10 protein-coding genes are annotated in these 16,423 nt (G+C 73.8%); 5 read left to right on the top strand and 5 right to left on the bottom strand.

Annotated features, from left to right (window positions below; translation table 11 throughout):
• Window positions 1-42 precede the first annotated feature (42 nt).
• The 3 genes from JWP64_RS00520 to JWP64_RS00510 all read left to right on the top strand — a co-directional run bounded on the left by JWP64_RS00520 (window position 43) and on the right by JWP64_RS00510 (window position 5,306).
• Complete coding sequence (locus tag JWP64_RS00520; RefSeq protein ID WP_297490851.1) at window positions 43-1,650, top strand: histidine kinase; 1,608 nt, start codon at window positions 43-45, stop codon at window positions 1,648-1,650.
• 149 nt (window positions 1,651-1,799) lie between these two features.
• Window positions 1,800-4,157 carry a glycosyl hydrolase family 65 protein gene (locus tag JWP64_RS00515; RefSeq protein ID WP_297490849.1) on the top strand — a complete coding sequence of 786 codons (2,358 nt, stop codon included), beginning with the start codon at window positions 1,800-1,802 and terminating at the stop codon, window positions 4,155-4,157.
• Between the two features lie 45 nt (window positions 4,158-4,202).
• Entirely contained in the window at window positions 4,203-5,306 is a 1,104-nt protein-coding gene (locus JWP64_RS00510) for a DNA topoisomerase IB (RefSeq protein ID WP_297490847.1), read from the top strand.
• Window positions 5,307-5,319: 13 nt separating this feature from the next.
• Here JWP64_RS00510 and JWP64_RS00505 read toward each other — a convergent pair whose 3' ends face one another.
• On the bottom strand, window positions 5,320-6,051 hold the full coding sequence (locus tag JWP64_RS00505; protein ID WP_297490902.1) for an RNA polymerase sigma factor SigF: 732 nt from the start codon (window positions 6,049-6,051) through the stop codon (window positions 5,320-5,322).
• A gap of 298 nt (window positions 6,052-6,349) precedes the next feature.
• Here JWP64_RS00505 and JWP64_RS00500 point away from each other — a divergent pair, with 298 nt between their 5' ends.
• Entirely contained in the window at window positions 6,350-8,635 is a 2,286-nt protein-coding gene (locus tag JWP64_RS00500; protein WP_297490900.1) for an ATP-binding domain-containing protein, read from the top strand.
• Between the two features lie 79 nt (window positions 8,636-8,714).
• On the opposite strand, the gene JWP64_RS00495 is transcribed toward JWP64_RS00500, so the two are convergent.
• On the bottom strand, window positions 8,715-9,455 hold the full coding sequence (locus JWP64_RS00495) for a gamma-glutamyl-gamma-aminobutyrate hydrolase family protein (RefSeq protein WP_297490844.1): 741 nt from the start codon (window positions 9,453-9,455) through the stop codon (window positions 8,715-8,717).
• Window positions 9,452-11,290, bottom strand: a complete 1,839-nt coding sequence (gene recQ, locus JWP64_RS00490; RefSeq protein WP_297490842.1) for a DNA helicase RecQ — start codon at window positions 11,288-11,290, stop codon at window positions 9,452-9,454. The genes JWP64_RS00495 and recQ overlap by 4 nt, the downstream gene beginning before the upstream one ends.
• A 136-nt stretch (window positions 11,291-11,426) precedes the next feature.
• Here recQ and JWP64_RS00485 point away from each other — a divergent pair, with 136 nt between their 5' ends.
• Window positions 11,427-12,617 (top strand): acyl-CoA dehydrogenase family protein, encoded by a 1,191-nt coding sequence (locus tag JWP64_RS00485; protein ID WP_297490839.1) that lies wholly within the window; start codon window positions 11,427-11,429, stop codon window positions 12,615-12,617.
• 6 nt (window positions 12,618-12,623) lie between these two features.
• On the opposite strand, the gene JWP64_RS00480 is transcribed toward JWP64_RS00485, so the two are convergent.
• Together JWP64_RS00480 and JWP64_RS00475 are read right to left on the bottom strand one after the other, a co-directional pair.
• Window positions 12,624-14,447, bottom strand: a complete 1,824-nt coding sequence (locus tag JWP64_RS00480) for an ABC transporter ATP-binding protein (protein ID WP_297490837.1) — start codon at window positions 14,445-14,447, stop codon at window positions 12,624-12,626.
• A complete protein-coding gene (locus JWP64_RS00475) occupies window positions 14,444-16,255 on the bottom strand; it encodes an ABC transporter ATP-binding protein (protein WP_297490835.1) in 1,812 nt (603 codons plus the stop codon). Before JWP64_RS00475 ends, JWP64_RS00480 begins: the two co-directional genes overlap by 4 nt.
• Between the last annotated feature and the right edge of the window lie 168 nt (window positions 16,256-16,423).

Below are 16,423 nucleotides of genomic sequence, written 5' to 3'. Positions count from 1 at the left end.
TCAGGTGACGACGGCGCCCATCGGCGAACTACCGTGTGTCGGATGAGGGGGCGCGCGGCGGGCACCGGGATGCCGGAGGTCGTCCCCCCGATGCTGCCCGCGGCCGGTGAGCTCCCGGACTCGGGCGACGGCGGGGACTGGGCCGTCGAGTTCGCGTGGGAGGGCTTCCGCTGCCTGGCCTACGTGCGGCCCGGCCGGGTCCGGCTGCTGTCCTCCGGCGCGCGCAGCGTCACCGCCTCCTTCCCCGAGCTGCGGGTCCTGGGGGAGCGGATCGCCGGGCCGTCGACCGGCATGGTCCTCGACGGGCTGGTGGTCGCCCTGGACGAGGCCGGCCGCCCCAGCCGCCGCCCGCTGATGCGCCGCACCGCCACGGTCCGCCCGTCGGAGGGGCTGATGCGCCGGGTGCCGGTGGGCTACGTCGTCACGGACCTGCTTTGGCACGACGGCCGCTCACTGATCCGGACGCCCTACGCCACCCGGCGGGAGCGGCTGGAGAGCCTGGAGCTGGGCGCCGCGCCGATCATGGTGCCGCCCTCCTTCCACACCGACGAGGCCGAGTTCGTGATGCAGACGGCCGAGCAGTACGGCCTGGACGGGCTGCACCTCAAGCGGCTCGACGCCCCGTACCAGCCCGGACGCCGCACCCGGCAGTGGCTGCGGGTGCCGTTGCGGCGCAGCCGCCAGGTCGTGGTGGGCGGGTGGACGCCCGCGGATCCGCACAAGCCGGACAAGGTCGGCGCGGTGCTCCTCGGCCTGCCCGCCGCCGACGGGCTGCGCTACGTCGGGCGGGTCGGGATCGGCTCCGGCCGCGAGCGCCGGGCGGTCCGGGAGCTGATGCTGGAGCTGCAGCAGGACGACACGCCGTTCGGCCAGGGGCTGCCGGACCGGGTCGCCCAGGACGCCCGTTGGGTGGCGCCCCGGCTCGTCGCCGAGGTCGAGTACCAGGCGCTCACCCGCACCGGCCAGCTGCGGCTGCCGGCGTGGCGCGGCCTGTGCGAGCCGGACGAGGTGGACCCGGGCCTGTGGGACGTCGCGGACGACGTGATCGCGATGGCGCCGGCGGCCGCCGAGGCCGAACCGGAACCCGGTCCCGAACCCCCGCCGGCGACGGCCCCGGTGCCGGCGGCCGCGGTGTCGTCGGCCGCTGTGTCGTCGGCCCCGGTGTCGTCGGTGCTGAACCGGCGGCTGGAACAGCACTTCGTCTACAACTCGCTGAACACGATCGCCGCGATCACCCGCACGGACCCCGCGCGTGCCCGCGAGCTGCTGCTCGGGTTCGCGGAGCTGAGCCGGGCGGCGGACCGCGCGGACACCGGGGACATCCCGCTGGCGGACGAGCTGGACGCCGTCCGCGCCTACCTCAGCATCGAGGGCGCCCGCTTCGGCCGCCGGCTGGAGTTCAGCGTGGGCATGGAGCCGGGGCTCGAGGAGGTCCGGATCGTGCCGCTGCAGCTGCTCGACGCCGTCAAGGCCACGGTGCAGCAGCGGATCGAGCCGCGTCCGGAGGGCGGCCGGCTGGCCGTCCGGGCCGCCGTCGCCGGGCTCCAGTGCGTGGTCACGGTGACGGACGAGGGGCATCCGGACCCGGTCGTCATCCGGCTCCCGCTGCCCGAGGCCGAGGCGGCTCCCACCCCGCTGGCCGCACCCTGACCGAGGTTTCCACCCCGTCGTGTGAACGGTGCGTTGCCACCATCGCGCCAAGGATGTGACGAGTGGGCGGCGGTGTCCTCGACGGGATCAGCGGGACGCTACCGTTCGCGCATGCCCGTCGTCTCCGTCCCCGAAATCCGGGAGCACCAGTGAAGCCGGATGCAGGCCGCACGTTCACTGTCGAACCGTGGGTCGTGCGCGAGCCCACGCTCGACCTGGCCGCGCTGGGCCAGACCGAGACGGTCTTCGCCCTCTCCAACGGGCACATCGGGCTGCGCGGGAATCTCGACGAGGGCGACCCCCACCACCTGCCCGGCACCTACCTGAACTCGTTCTTCGAGGTCCGGCCGCTCCCGTACGCCGAGGGCGGCTACGGCTACCCGGAGTCCGGCCAGACGATCATCAACGTCACCAACGGCAAGCTCATCCGGCTGCTGGTGGACGACGAGCCGTTCGACCTGCGCTACGGCAAGCTGCGCCGCCACGAGCGCGTGCTGGACCTGCGCACCGGCACCCTGACCCGCGAGGTCGAGTGGGAGTCCCCGGCCGGGCGCGTGGTCCGGGTGCGCAGCAAGCGGCTCGTCTCGCTGACCCAGCGCGCCGTCGCCGCGATCAGCTACGAGGTCGAGGTGCTGGACGAGGAGGCGCTGCTCGTCGTGCAGTCCGAGCTCGTCGCGAACGAGCAGCTGCCCACCCGCGGCAACGACGACCCCCGGCTCGAGGCCGCGCTGACCAACGCGCTGGAGCCCGAGCTGCACCGCAGCGACGAGGCCGGCGCGACGCTGGTGCACCAGACCCGGAAGTCCCAGCTGCGCGTCGGCGCGGCCATGGACCACGAGGTGCACGGGCCCGAGGGCATCAAGATCACCTCGGAGGCGACCGAGGACACCGGCCGCACCACGATCATCGGCCGGGTCAAGCCGGGCGAGACCCTCAAGGTCGTCAAGTACCTCGCCTACGGCTGGTCCTCGCGGCGCAGCCTGCCCGCGATCCACGACCAGGTCCGGGCGGCGCTCGCCGCCGCTCGCTACACCGGCTGGGAGGGCCTCCTGCGCGAGCAGGAGTGCTACCTGGACGACTTCTGGGAGACCGCGGACGTCGAGATCGACGGCGACGCGGAGCTGCAGCAGGCGATCCGGCTCGCGACGTTCCACGTGCTGCAGGCCGGTGCCCGCGCCGAACGCCGCTGCATCAGCGCCAAGGGCCTCACCGCGGACGGCTACGACGGCCACACCTTCTGGGACACCGAGACCTTCTGCCTGCAGGTGCTCTCGTTCCTCGCCCCGGACGCCGCGGCGGACGCGCTGCGCTGGCGGCAGTCCATCCTGCCGTCCGCGTTCGAGCGGGCCCAGCAGCTCGGCCTCGAGGGCGCGGCGTTCCCGTGGCGCACGATCCGCGGCCAGGAGTGCTCCGGCTACTGGCCGGCCGGCACCGCCGCGTTCCACCTCAACGCGGACATCGCGGACGCCGTCCGGCGGCACGTCGCGGCGACGGGGGACACTCAGTTCGAGCTGGAGGTCGGCCTCGAGCTGCTGGTCGCCACCGCGCGGCTGTGGCGCTCGCTGGGCCACCACGACTCGGCGGGCGAGTTCCGCATCGACGGCGTGACCGGCCCGGACGAGTACTCGGCGATCGTGGACAACAACGTCTACACGAACCTGATGGCCCAGCAGAACCTGCGCTACGCCGCCGAGGTGGCCGCCAAGCACCCCCGCTCCGCGGCGAAGCTGGGCGTCAATTCCGAGGAGATGGCGAGCTGGCGGGACGCGGCGTCGGCCATGCGGATCCCGTTCGACGACGAGCTGAAGGTCCATCCGCAGTCCGAGGGCTTCACGAAGCACAAGGTCTGGGACTTCGAGAACACCCCGGCGGACACCTACCCGCTGCTGCTGCACTACCCCTACTTCGACCTCTACCGGAAGCAGGTCATCAAGCAGTCGGACCTGGTGCTGGCCATGCAGCTGCGGCCGGACGCGTTCACCCCTGAGCAGATGCGCCGCAACTTCGCCTACTACGAGGCGATCACGGTGCGGGACTCGTCGCTCTCGGCCTGCACGCAGTCCATGGTCGCGGCCCGGGTCGGGCACCTGGACCTGGCCTACGACTACCTGGCCGAGGCCGCGCTCGTCGACCTGAACAACCTGGCCGGGAACACCGACCACGGCATGCACATCGCGTCGATGGCGGGCTCGTGGGCGGCGATCACCACCGGGCTGGGTGGCATGACCTGCGACGCGACCGGGCTGGCGTTCGCCCCGGTGCTCCCGTCCGCGCTCTCGCGGGTGTCGTTCGGGCTGCGCTACCAGGGCCGGCACATCCGCGTGACGATCACGCAGGAGGACGCCGAGTACCGGCTGGTCAGCGGCCCGCCGATGCGGCTGCGCCATTACGACGAGCCGATCGCCCTGGCCGAGGAGCCGCAGGTCCGCAAGCTCCCGGCACCGCCGTTCGTCGACCCGGTGGAACAGCCCTACGGCCGGGCCCCGCGCCAGCGCCACCACGGCTGACCCGTCGGCGGGTTGACCCGGCCCGGGCGCGGGTATCTGGGCGCCATGAGCGCGTCCCTCAGCACCCCCGGGCACGACTCCGCGGGGCTGGTCCGGGTGGATCCCGCCGCACCCGGCTACGGGCGCAGGCGGTACGGGCGCGGGTTCGGCTACACCCGGCCCGACGGCTCCCGGCTCGACGACCCCGCCGAGCTCGCCCGGATCAGGTCCCTGGTCATCCCGCCCGCCTGGAAGGACGTGTGGATCTGCCCGGATCCGGACGGCCACATCCAGGCCGTCGGCACGGACGACGCCGGCCGCCGCCAGTACCGCTACCACGACGAGTGGCGACGGGCCCGGGACGCCGAGAAGTACGACCGGGCCCTGCGCCTTGGGCGGCGGCTCGCACGGGTCCGTGAGGAGGTCGCGGTCCGGCTGGGGGAGAAGGGCCTGGGCCGCGAGCGGGTGCTGGCCGGCGCCGTGCGGATGCTGGACATCGGGGTGTTCCGGGCCGGCGGCGAGCAGTACGCCCCGGACTGCAGCGACGACCCCAACACCGACTGCGACTCCGACGACGAGGCCGGCACGTTCGGGCTCGCCACCCTGCGCCGCGAGCACGTCCGGCTCCACCGGGGCGCGGTGCGCTTCGACTACCCGGCCAAGGGTGGCATCCCCCGCTCGCTCGAGCTCCGGGACCCGGCGCTGCACCGGCTGGTCAACTCGCTGCTGCGGCGTCGGGGCGGCGGGGAGGACCTGCTGGCCTTCCGCACCGGGCCGGACTGGCACGACGTCACCTCCTCGGACCTGAACGCCGCGGTGAAGGAACTCGCCGGTAACGCGTTCACCTGCAAGGACCTCCGTACCTGGAACGCGACCGTGCTCGCCGCCGTCACGCTCGCAGGGGCGGTCGCGGAGGAGGGCCGGGTCCCGGGGTCCAAGCGGGCGCGGACCAGGGTCGTCCGGACGGCCGTGGACACGGTCTCGGACCACCTGGGCAACACCCCGACGGTGGCGAGGGCGTCCTACGTCGATCCGCGGGTGATCGAGAAGTTCGAGGAGGGCAGGACGGTGCTCGTCGCCCTGCGCCGCCTCGGCGGCGGCACCGACATGTCCGACGACCGGAGCCGGGCCGCGGTCGAGCGCGCGGTGGTCCGGCTGATCAGGTCCTGACCCGGCCCGCCGGTCACCGGTCCCCGCCCATCCGGTCCCGGAGCCGCGCGAGCGTCCGGGCGAGCAGCCGGGAGACGTGCATCTGGGAGATCCCGACCTGGTCCGCGATCTGGGTCTGGGTCTTGTTGCCGAAGAACCGCAGCACCAGGATCACCCGCTCGCGTTCGTCGAGCTCGTCCAGCAGCGGGGCGAGGGCCTGCCGGTACTCGACCTTGTCCAGCTCGGCGTCCGCCACGCCGAGGGTGTCCTGCAGCGTCGAGTCCGCCCCCGCGACCAGCTCGTCGAGGGAGGTGCTGCGGTAGGCCTGCTGGGCGTCGAGGCCCTCCAGGACCTCCTCGGTCGGGATGCCCAGCCGGCTCGCGATCTCCGACGGCCGGGGCGCCCGGTTCAGCTCCTGCGACAGCGGCCCGACGGCGCCGTTGATCGCGCTCTGCAGCTCCTTGAGCCGCCGGGGGACCCGCATGGCCCAGGTGCGGTCCCGGAAGTGCCGGCGCACCTCACCGGTGATCGTCGGCACCGCGTAGGAGAGGAAGTCGATGCCGCGCTCGGGGTCGAACCGGTCCACCGCGTTGATCAGCCCGACGGTCCCGGCCTGCTCGAGGTCGTCGACCGGCTCGCCGCGGCCGGAGAACCGGCGGGCGATGTGCTGGACGATCGGCAGGTAGCCCGTGACGAGCTTGCTCCGGATCGCGGGCCGGGCCGGATGATCCTCGGGCAGCGCGACGAACTCGTCGAAGAGCGGCATGAGGTGGGCGTACTCCGAGTCGCCGTACTGCCGATCGGGCGCGGCGCCCTCTACGGACGATTCGGTCACGACGGTCCCGCGGAGCATGCGCGGGGGCGGCTGGCCACGGGAGGAGCTACCCGTCGGGGCGGAGGAGGAAACGCGGGCGCTGGTAGGTTGGTCAGTCCCGTCACGGGGTGGAACACATGTCCGCCGCGCGTCTCGTGCGTCAGGTGAGGAAGATCCGCTGGTGTCTGAACCGGAGCAGGCCGGTGCGCCCGAGCAGTCGGCGCTCGAGCACGAGCGCGGCTACGTCGCGATGCTCTACGAGCGCCTCGACGAGCGACGGCGGGACACCGCGCGCCGGCTCGCGGACGTCCTGCACGGCGAGACCGTCGGCACGCCCCAGGCGCTGACCGAGCGGGACGCCGCCGCGGCGATGTACACGGACCGGCTGGCCGCCCTGCGCGCCGCCGAGCACGGCCTGGCGTTCGGCCGCCTGGACACCGACGCGGAGGAGACCCGCTACATCGGCCGCCTCGGCCTGCTCGACGAGGACAACGAGTACGAGCCGCTGCTGATGGACTGGCGCGCCCCCGCGGCGCAGCCCTTCTACACCGCCACGGCCGCGTCGCCCGAGGGCGTCCGCCGCCGCCGGCACCTGCGCACCCGGGGCCGCACCGTCACCGCGGTCGACGACGAGGTCCTGGACCTGGCCGAGGCCGCGTCCACGACCAGCTCGGGCCTGACCAGCGAGGCCGCGCTGATGGCCGCGGTCACGGAGGCCCGCACCGGCCGGATGACGGACATCGTCGCCACCATCCAGGGCGAGCAGGACCGGATCATCCGCTCCAAGCCCTCCGGGGTGCTGGTCGTGCAGGGCGGCCCGGGCACCGGCAAGACGGCCGTCGCCCTGCACCGCGCGGCGTACCTGCTCTACACGCACCGGGACCGGCTGGCCCGCCGCGGCGTCCTCGTGGTCGGGCCGAACGCCACGTTCCTGCGCTACATCGGCCAGGTCCTGCCCTCCCTCGGCGAGACGAGCGTCGTGCTCGGCACCGTCGCGCAGCTCTTCCCCGGCCTGCACGCCCGCCGCACCGAGAGCGCCCGGACCGCCGAGGTCAAGGGCCGCGCGGACATGGCGGCGGTCGTCGCCGCGGCGGTGCGGGACCGGCAGCAGCTCCCGCGGCAGCCGATCCGGCTCGTCGTCGAGCAGCAGCAGGTGCGGCTGGACCGGGACGTCGCCAACCAGGCCCGCTCGCGGGCCCGGCGCTCGCGCAAGCCGCACAACGAGGCCAAGCGGCTCTTCCGCACCGAGGCAATCCGGCTGCTGGCGAACCAGGTGGCGGCGAACCTCGGTGGCCGTGGCCTGGTCGGTTCGGCGGACGTCGAGGACATCCGTGAGGAGCTCGGCGAGAGCACCGAGCTCAACCGCGAGCTGGACGCGCTGTGGCCCACGCTCTCCCCGGAGCGCCTGCTGACCGAGCTGTTCGCCGACCGGCGCCGGCTCAACTCGATCGCCCGGCGCATCCCGGCCGAGGAGCGCGCGCTGCTGGAGCGGCCCGCCCCCGGCGACGACGTCCCGTACGACCTGCGCTGGACGCCCGCGGACGTCCCGCTGCTCGACGAGGCCGCCGAGCTGCTCGGGGACGACGGCGCGGCCGCCCGCGCCGCCGCCCAGGCGGCGCTGCGCGAGGAGGTCGAGTACGCCCAGGGCGTGCTCGACGTGCTGGACCTGGAGGAGGAGCTGGACCCGGAGCTGGTGCGCGCCACGGACATCGTGGACGCGGATCGGCTCGCCGAGCGCATGCAGGTCCGGTCCTACGAGTCGACGGCGGACCGGGCGGCCTCGGACCGCGAGTGGACCTACGGCCACGTGATCGTCGACGAGGCGCAGGAGCTGTCCGCGATGGGCTGGCGGCTCATCATGCGCCGGGTGCCGAGCCGGTCGATGACCGTGGTCGGAGACGTCGCGCAGACCGGGGACCTCGCCGGCGCGGGCAGCTGGGGCCAGATGCTCTCGCCGTTCGTCGCGAACCGCTGGCGGCTCGAGCAGCTGACCGTGAACTACCGCACGCCCGCCGAGATCGCGGACGTCGCCGACGACGTCCTGGCGATGATCGACGCGAGCCTGGACCCGCCGAGCTCCGTGCGCAGCACCGGCGTCCCGCCGCGGGCCGTGGCCGTCGCCGCCGGGACGCTCGTGGGGTCGGACGGCGTCCTGGGCGAGCTGGTGGCCGAGGAGCGCGCGGCCGTGGGCGAGGGGCGGGTCGCGGTCCTGGTCCCGAACGCCCGGGTGCAGGAGCTGCGGATCGCGCTGCTCGGCGAGCCCGGCGCCCGCGCGGCGGCCGAGGCGGCCGACGGCGAGATCGACGACTTCGCGGACCCCGAGGACCTGGAGGCCCCGGTCGTCGTGCTGCCGGTGACGGCCGCCAAGGGCCTGGAGTTCGACTCCGTGGTGCTGGTGGAACCGGCCGAGGTGCTGGCCGAGTCGCCGCGTGGGCTCAACGACCTCTACGTCGCGATCACCCGCGCCACCCAGCGGCTCACCGTGGTGCACCACGACGAGCTGCCCGAGGCGCTCAAGCGGCTGCGCCGCGGATAGCCCCACGCCGATCGAGCAGAGCTGCCGGCCGCCACGCACAGGTCCGAACCTGTGCCGGTCCCGCCGAGCCTGTGCCGGCTCAGGCCGCGGCCCCCGCCTCCGTCGCGGCCCGCAACAGGCCCGAGACGAGTCGCAGGTCCGTGGCGTCCTGCTCGGGATGCCACTGCACGCCGACGACGAACCGCTGCCCGCCGAGCTCGATCGCCTCGACGACGTCGTCGTCGGCCCGGGCGGAGACCCGCAGCCCCTCCCCGAGCCGGTCGACGGCCTGGTGGTGGTGGCAGCGGACCCGGGCCTCCTCGCCCACCAGCGTGCGGACCAGGGTGTCCCGCTCGGTGCGGACCTCGATCTCGCCGTACGCCGTGGGTTCCGGGCCGTGCCGCACATGTCCGACGACGTCCGGGATGTGCTGGTGCAGCGTCCCGCCGAGGGCGACGTTGAGCAGTTGGTGGCCGCGGCACACGGCCAGCACCGGGACGTCCCGCTCCAGGGCCCGGCTCAGGACGGCCAGCTCGGCCTCGTCCCGCTCGGTGCGCGCCGGGACGGTCTGCGGGCCGGTCTCGGCGCCGTAGCGGCCGGGGTCGACGTCCGGGCCGCCGGAGATGATGAGCGCGTCCAGCCGGTCCACGGCGCCCGCGGACAGCGGGATCGGCGGCAGGACGACCGGGACGCCCCCGGCCGCCGTCACCACGTCGACGTAGGTGCGGGGGAGCAGCACGGTGTCGTGCTCGAACGGGACGTACCGGGCGATCTCGCCGTAGCCCGTGATCCCGACGACCGGCCCGCCGCCTGCACTGCGTCGCTGCATCCGCTCACTCACCCCGCGTCTCCCGCCACCGCGGCGAGTACCTCGTCGCCGTACTTGGCCAACTTGTTCTCCCCGACGCCGCTGACCGTGCCCAGCTGGTCCAGGGACGTCGGCGCCAGCGCCGCGACGGCCCGGAGCGTGGCGTCGTGGAAGATCACGTAGGCGGGCACGCCCTGCTCCTTCGCGGTGGCGCCGCGCCAGGCCCGCAGCCGCTCGAACACCGGCTGGGCCGTGGGCGCGAGGTCCGCGACCGGGGCGCTCGACCGCGAGGACCGCCTGGTGCGGGTGCGCTCCGGGTCCTTGCGGAGCATGACCTGCCGGTCGCCCTTGAGCACCGCCGAGCTCTCCGCCGTCATCGCCAGGGTCTGGTAGGCCCCGCCGACGGCGAGCAGGCCCCGGGCCAGGAGCTGGCGGATCACCCCGCGCCACTCGACGTCCCCCAGCTCGGTGCCGATGCCGAAGGTGGAGAGCGCGTCGTGCCCGGACTGCTCGACCTTCGGGGTCCGCTTGCCCACCAGGATGTCCACGACCTGCCCGGCGCCGAAGCTCTGGTTGCGCTCGTGCTTGAGCCGCCAGACCGTGGAGAGGACCTTCTGGGCGGGGACGGTGCCGTCCCAGGACTCCGCGGGTGTCAGGCACGTGTCGCAGTTCCCGCAGGGCTCGGACTGCTGGCCGAAGTAGTTCAGCAGCTGTGTCCGCCGGCACTCGACGGTCTCGCAGAGCGCCAGCATCGCGTCGAGGTGCTGGGCCAGCCGGCGGCGGTGCGCCAGGTCCCCCTCGGACTCGTCGATCATCTTGCGCTGCTGCACGACGTCCGCGAGCCCGTACGCCAGCCACGCCGTGGACGGCAGCCCGTCCCGGCCCGCGCGGCCGGTCTCCTGGTAGTAGCCCTCGACGGACTTCGGCAGGTCCAGGTGGGCGACGAACCGGACGTCCGGCTTGTCGATCCCCATCCCGAACGCGATGGTGGCGCACATGACCACGCCCTCCTCGCGGAGGAACCGGGACTGGTTGCGCGCGCGGACACCGGCGTCGAGCCCCGCATGGTAGGGCAGCGCCGGGATGCCCTGCGCGGCGAGGAACTCCGCGGTCTGCTCGACGGACTTGCGGGAGAGGCAGTAGACGATGCCCGCGTCCCCGGGGTGCTCGGTGCGGATGAGCTCCAGGAGCTGCTTGCGGGGCTCGTTCTTCGGCGCGATCCGGTACTGGATGTTCGGCCGGTCGAAGCTCGCGACGACGTGCTTGGCGCTCGTCAGGTCCAGCCGTTGCGCGATCTCGGTGCGGGTGTGCTCGGTGGCCGTCGCGGTGAGCGCGATCCGCGGGACGTCCGGCCAGCGCTGGTGCAGGTCCGAGAGCATCAGGTAGTCCGGCCGGAAGTCGTGCCCCCACTGCGAGACGCAGTGCGCCTCGTCGATGGCGAACAGCGCGACCGTGCCGCGGTCCAGCAGGCTCAGCGTGGACGGGACGCGCAGCCGTTCCGGGGCGAGGTAGAGCAGGTCCAGCTCGCCGCCGAGGAAGGCGCGTTCGGTGTCCCGGCGCTCGTCCGGGTTCTGGGTGGAGTTCAGGAAGCCGGCCCGGACGCCCAGATTGCGCAGCGCGTCCACCTGGTCCTGCATGAGCGCGATCAGCGGCGAGACCACGACCCCGGTTCCAGGCCTGACCAGCGCAGGGACCTGGTAGCAGAGGGACTTGCCACCGCCGGTGGGCATGAGGACGAGCGCGTCGCCGCCCGCGCACACGTGCTCGACGACCTCCTGCTGCGGGCCGCGGAACGCGTCGTAGCCGAAGACCCGGTTCAGGACCTCCAGCGGGGTGCGAGCGGCGGTGGGGGCTCCGGGGGTGCTCACGTCCCCGATCGTACGAGACGCGGCTTCGCCGCCCGTGCGCGAACAACGTTGTTCCCACGACGGTTACCGCGTACGAGCACCTCAGCCGCCCGTGTCCCGCCTTGCCCGGTTCCCCCGCCGGTGCGATCGTCGGCCGATGGCCATCGACTCGTTGCCCGGGGACTTCTTCCACTACGCCGACGCGCTCACCGACGACGAGCAGAAGGTGCTCGCCCGCGTCCGCGAGTTCTGCCGCAGCGAGATCGCCCCGATCGCGCTCGACGCCTGGACGAAGGCCGAGTTCCCGCACGACATCGTTCCGCGCTTCGCCGCCCTGGACATCGCCGCGCTGCCCTACGAGGGCCTCGAGGGGCCGGCCGCGCGGCGCACACTGATCGGGTTCCTGTCGTTGGAGCTGGCGCATGCGGACCCGTCGCTGAACAGCTTCTTCGGCATCCACAACGGCCTCGCGATGGGCAGCATCGACCTCTGCGGCTCCGCCGAGCAGCGCGAGCGGTGGCTCCCGCCGATGGGCCGGATGGAGAAGATCGGCGCGTTCGGGCTGACCGAGCCGCACGGCGGGTCCGACGTCGCGCAGGGCCTGGAGACCACCGCCCGCCGCGAGGGCGACGAGTGGGTCCTGAACGGGGAGAAGCGCTGGATCGGCAACGGGACGTTCGCCGACCTCGTCGTCGTCTGGGCCCGGGACGTCACCGACGAGCCGGAGAAGGGGCCGGTCCGGGGGTTCGTCGTGGAGCAGGACAACCCCGGCATGACCACCACGAAGATCGAGAACAAGATCGCGCTGCGGACGGTGCAGAACGCGGACATCGTGCTGACGGACTGCCGGGTCCCGGAGTCCGACCGGCTGCAGGAGGCGAACTCGTTCAAGGACACGAACAAGGTCCTGCGGCGCACCCGCGGCGGCGTGGCCTGGGGCGCCACCGGCACGATGATGGCGGCGTACGAGATCGCGCTGGACTACGCCGGGGAACGCGAGCAGTTCGGCCGCCCGATCGCCGGGTTCCAGCTGGTCCAGGACCTGCTCGTGCGCATGCTGGGCAACGTGACGGCCTCGCTGGGCATGGCCGTGCGCCTCGCCGAGATGCAGGACGCCGGCACCGCGAAGGACGAGCACGCCGCGCTGGCCAAGGAGTTCACCACGACCAGGATGCGCGAGACGGTGTCCCTGGCCCGGGAGGTCGTGGGCGGCAACGGGGTGGTGCTGGACTACGGCGTCGCCAAGTACTTCGCCGACGCCGAGGCGCTCTACTCCTTCGAGGGCACCAGGCAGATCAACACCCTGGTCGTCGGCCGCTCGATCACGGGCCACTCGGCGTTCGTGTGATGCGCGTCAGCGCAAAGACTCGCGCCAGGCCTCGTGCAGGTCCGCGTACTCACCAGCCCTCGCCAGCAGCTCGGCCGGGGAGCCGTCCTGGACCACCCGTCCGTCCGCCATCACCAGCACCCGGTCCGCGATCCGCACGGTCGAGAGCCGGTGGGCGATGATCACCGCGGTGCGCCCCGCGAGGACCGTCTCCAGCGCGTCCTGAACGGCCCGCTCCGACGGGACGTCCAGCGACGACGTCGCCTCGTCCAGCAGGACGACGGCCGGGTCCGCCAACACGATCCGGGCCAGCGACACCAGCTGGCGCTGGCCCGCGGAGAGCCGCCCGCCGCGCTTGCGGACGTCCGTTTCCAGCCCCTGGGGCAGCTGCTCGACGAACGGCCGCGCCCCGACGGCGTCGAGGGCGGCCTCGATCTCCGCGCGGGTCGCGTCAGGCCGGCCCATCGCGACGTTGTCCGCCACCGAGCCGGAGAACAGGAACGACTCCTGCGTGATCATCACCAGCGCCCTGCGGAGGTCCGCGTCCGCGAGGTCCCGCAGGTCCACGCCGTCGAGCCGGACCGCGCCGAGCGTCGGGTCGTAGAACCGGGCCGCGAGCTTGGCCAGCGTGGACTTGCCCGCGCCCGTCGCCCCGACGAGCGCGACGGTCTGCCCGGGCGGGACCCGAAGGGTGAACTCCGGCAGCACCGTCCGGTCCGCCGCGCGGGCGTAGGCGAAGCCGACCCCGTCGAAGACGAGCTCGCCGCGGACCGGCGACGGCAGGGCCTTCGGGTCCGCGGGCTCCGGCAGCCCGACCGGCGTCTCCAGCAGCGACGACAGCTTCTCCAGCGCCGCGGCCGCGGACTGGTAGGCGTTGAGGAACTGGGCCAGGTCGTCGAGGGGATCGTAGAAGCGGCGCAGGTACAGCAGGAACGCCGTCAGCGCGCCCAGCTCCAGCGCCCCGCCGGACACCCGGAACGCCCCGATCAGCAGGACAAGCGCGAGCGTCAGGTTGCCGACCGCCCGCACCGCCGCCACGAACCACGCGACCGTGAGCAGCGCCTGCGCGTTCGCGTCCCGGTACTGCGCGTTCAGCCCGTCCATGATCGACGAGTTGCGGGCCTCGCGGCGGTACGCCTGGACGGCGCGGATGCCGTTCATGGACTCGACGAAGTGCACGATCACCCGCGCCACCCAGGTGCGGGTGCGCCGGTAGCCGGCCCGCGAGCTGCGCTGGAACCAGCGCGTGAGCAGCACCATCGGCACGAACCCGGCCAGCACGACACAGGCGAGCACCGGGTCGATCACCAGCAGCAGCACGGTGATCCCGACCAGCGAGAGCAGCGCGCCGAGCAGCTTGTCCAGACCCTGGGCGAGGAGGTCGTCGATCGAGTCGACGTCGCTGGTCAACCGGGAGATCAGCCGGCCGGACGTGTAGGACTCGTGGAAGTCCAGGGGGAGCCGCTGCGCGTGCCGGAAGACCCGGTTCCGCAGGTCCAGCAGCAGGTCCTGGCCCACCCGGCCGGACAGCCGCAGGAACGCCGCACGCAGCCCCGCCCCGGCGATCCCGCATCCGGCGTACCCGGCGATCGCCCAGGCCAGCGGGCCGGCGCGGCCGTCGAGCGCGGCGGGCACCCCGGTGTCGATCGCCAGCGCGACGAGCAGCGGCCCGGTGAGCAGCACCGCGTTCTCGACGACCAGCAGCGCCATCGCGAGCGCGGCGGCCGCCCGGTGCGGGCGCAGCAGGGACCAGAACAGGGTGCGGGCGCCGCGGGCCAGCGTGAGGCCCGCGGCGTGCGTGACCTCGTCCGGCTCGTCGCCCACGCCGCGCCAGGAGAGATCGACGCTCATCGCCGGGCCACCTCCTCCTCGGGGTTGCTCAGCAGGTCCCGGTACTCCGCGTTCCCCGCCAGCAGCTCGCGGTGCGTCCCGACCGCGGCGATCCGGCCGTCGGACAGCAGCGCCACCCGGTCCGCCAGCTGCACCGTCGACGGCCGGTGCGCCACGACCAGCGCGGTCACCCCGCCCAGCAGCCGGCGCAGCGCCGCCTCCACCTGGGCCTCGGTGTGGACGTCCAGGGCGGACAGCGGGTCGTCGAGCACCAGGACGGGCGGCCGCCCGATCACCGCGCGGGCGAGCGCGAGCCGCTGCCGTTGCCCGCCGGAGAGGGAGAGGCCCTGCTCGCCGATGCGGGTGTCCAGGCCCCAGGGAAGGGCCGCCACGAACCCGTCCGCGCCCGCGACGCGCAGCGCCTCCCAGACGTCCTCCGACGACGCGCCCGGCGTCCCGAGCGCCACGTTCTCCCTGACGCTCGCCGAGATCAGCACCGGGTCCTCGAACGCCGTCGCGACGAGGCACCGCAGGTCCGCGAGCCGCAGCCGCCGGACGTCGACACCGTCGAGCAGCACCGCGCCGCCGGTCACGTCCTCGAGCCGCCCGACCAGCGACGTCAGCACGGTCTTGCCCGAACCCGTCGCCCCGACCAGCGCCATCGTCTCGCCCGGCCGGACCGTCAGCGAGAGCCCGCGCAGCACCTCGCGGGCCTCGCCCGAATGCTCGTCGGCCCCCTGCCCGTCGACGGAGTGGCGGAACCGCACGTCGCGGAACTCGATCTCACCGCGCACCGGGTGGGCCGGCGGCACCGGGTCGGCGGGATCGGTGATCGCCGGCTCGACGTCCATGACCTCGTAGTACCGGCGGGTCGCGGCGGCCGCGTTGCCCGCCTCGGTGAGCAGCCAGCCGAGCGAGGCGATCGGCCAGTACAGGTACATCATCACGGTGACGGCCGCGACGAGCGTGCCGAGCGTCAGCGAGCCCTGCGCCACCCCGAGCGCGCCGAGGCCGAGGATCAGCGCGATCGCCGCCTCGGGCACCAGGATCAGCACGCACCACAGCGCGGCCTGCAGCCGGACCTTCCGCAGCTCGGTGCCGCGGAGCCCGCGGGCGTCCGCCGTGAACCGGTTCGCCATCTCCCGGCCGCGGCCGAGCGACTTCAGCACCCGGATCCCGAGCGCGGACTCCTCGACGACCGTCGCGAGGTCCCCGGCCTGGTCCTGCGCCGAGCGCGCGGCCAGGGAGTAGCGACGCTCGAAGTACCGCGTGAGCAGCACGAGCGGGATCGCGACGACCGCGATCGCGGCGCCCAGCAGTGGGGACAGGACCGTCAGCACCCCGACGCCGACCACCGCCGTCACCGCGTTGACCACCAGGAAGATCCCGGAGAACGCGAGGAAGCGGCGCAGCGTCGACAGGTCCTGGACCGCCCGGGACAGCAGCTGCCCGGACGGCCAGCGGTCGTGGAACGCCACCGGCAGGTCCTGCAGGTGGGCGTAGAGGTCGGCGCGCATCGTCGCCTCGATCAGGGTGGTCGGGCGGGCGACCAGCCGGCGCCGCCACAGCAGCAGCAGCGCCTCGAGGAGGCCGAACGCGAGCACGCCGAGCACGAGCGAGGGCAGCGAGCCGAGGTCGCCGCGGGCGATCGGGCCGTCGACGATCCGGCGGGTGAGCAGCGGGATGGCGAGGGCGGCCAGGCTGCTCGCGAGCGCGGCCACCCCGGACCCGAGCAGGGCCCGGCGGTGCGGGCGGACAGGGGAGGCCAGGCGACGGAGTTCGGCCAGGGAGGTCGACCGCGCCGCCGGCCCCGGAAGGGAGCACGTCATGGTTCCTTCCAGAGTACGAACGGGATCGACCGACCGCACCCGGTTTGCCGCAGGCGGAGCGGGCCCGGGGGCGACGAGTGATCAACGTGTCCTCGCGGCAGCCGCGGCGGGGGTGTAGCACTGTGAGCAGCAGACGCGCGCCCGACCGCGGCGCACGACCGGGAGAGG

The sequence above is a fragment of the Pseudonocardia sp. genome (genome assembly GCF_025465255.1).
Classification (GTDB): Bacteria; Actinomycetota; Actinomycetes; order Mycobacteriales; family Pseudonocardiaceae; genus Pseudonocardia.
The sequence above is the reverse complement of the archived record's forward strand: the minus strand, read 5'-3'. Positions and strand labels throughout refer to the sequence as shown.

Coding starts and splice junctions, on each gene's coding strand:
- JWP64_RS00480 (WP_297490837.1), bottom strand. CDS start 14,447: ATGAGCGTCGATCTCTCCTGGCGCGGCGTGGGCGACGAGCCGGACGAG.
- JWP64_RS00475 (WP_297490835.1), bottom strand. CDS start 16,255: ATGACGTGCTCCCTTCCGGGGCCGGCGGCGCGGTCGACCTCCCTGGCC.
- JWP64_RS00505 (WP_297490902.1), bottom strand. CDS start 6,051: ATGCCGCTCTTCGACGAGTTCGTCGCGCTGCCCGAGGATCATCCGGCC.
- JWP64_RS00510 (WP_297490847.1), top strand. CDS start 4,203: ATGAGCGCGTCCCTCAGCACCCCCGGGCACGACTCCGCGGGGCTGGTC.
- JWP64_RS00485 (WP_297490839.1), top strand. CDS start 11,427: ATGGCCATCGACTCGTTGCCCGGGGACTTCTTCCACTACGCCGACGCG.
- JWP64_RS00520 (WP_297490851.1), top strand. CDS start 43: ATGAGGGGGCGCGCGGCGGGCACCGGGATGCCGGAGGTCGTCCCCCCG.
- JWP64_RS00500 (WP_297490900.1), top strand. CDS start 6,350: ATGCTCTACGAGCGCCTCGACGAGCGACGGCGGGACACCGCGCGCCGG.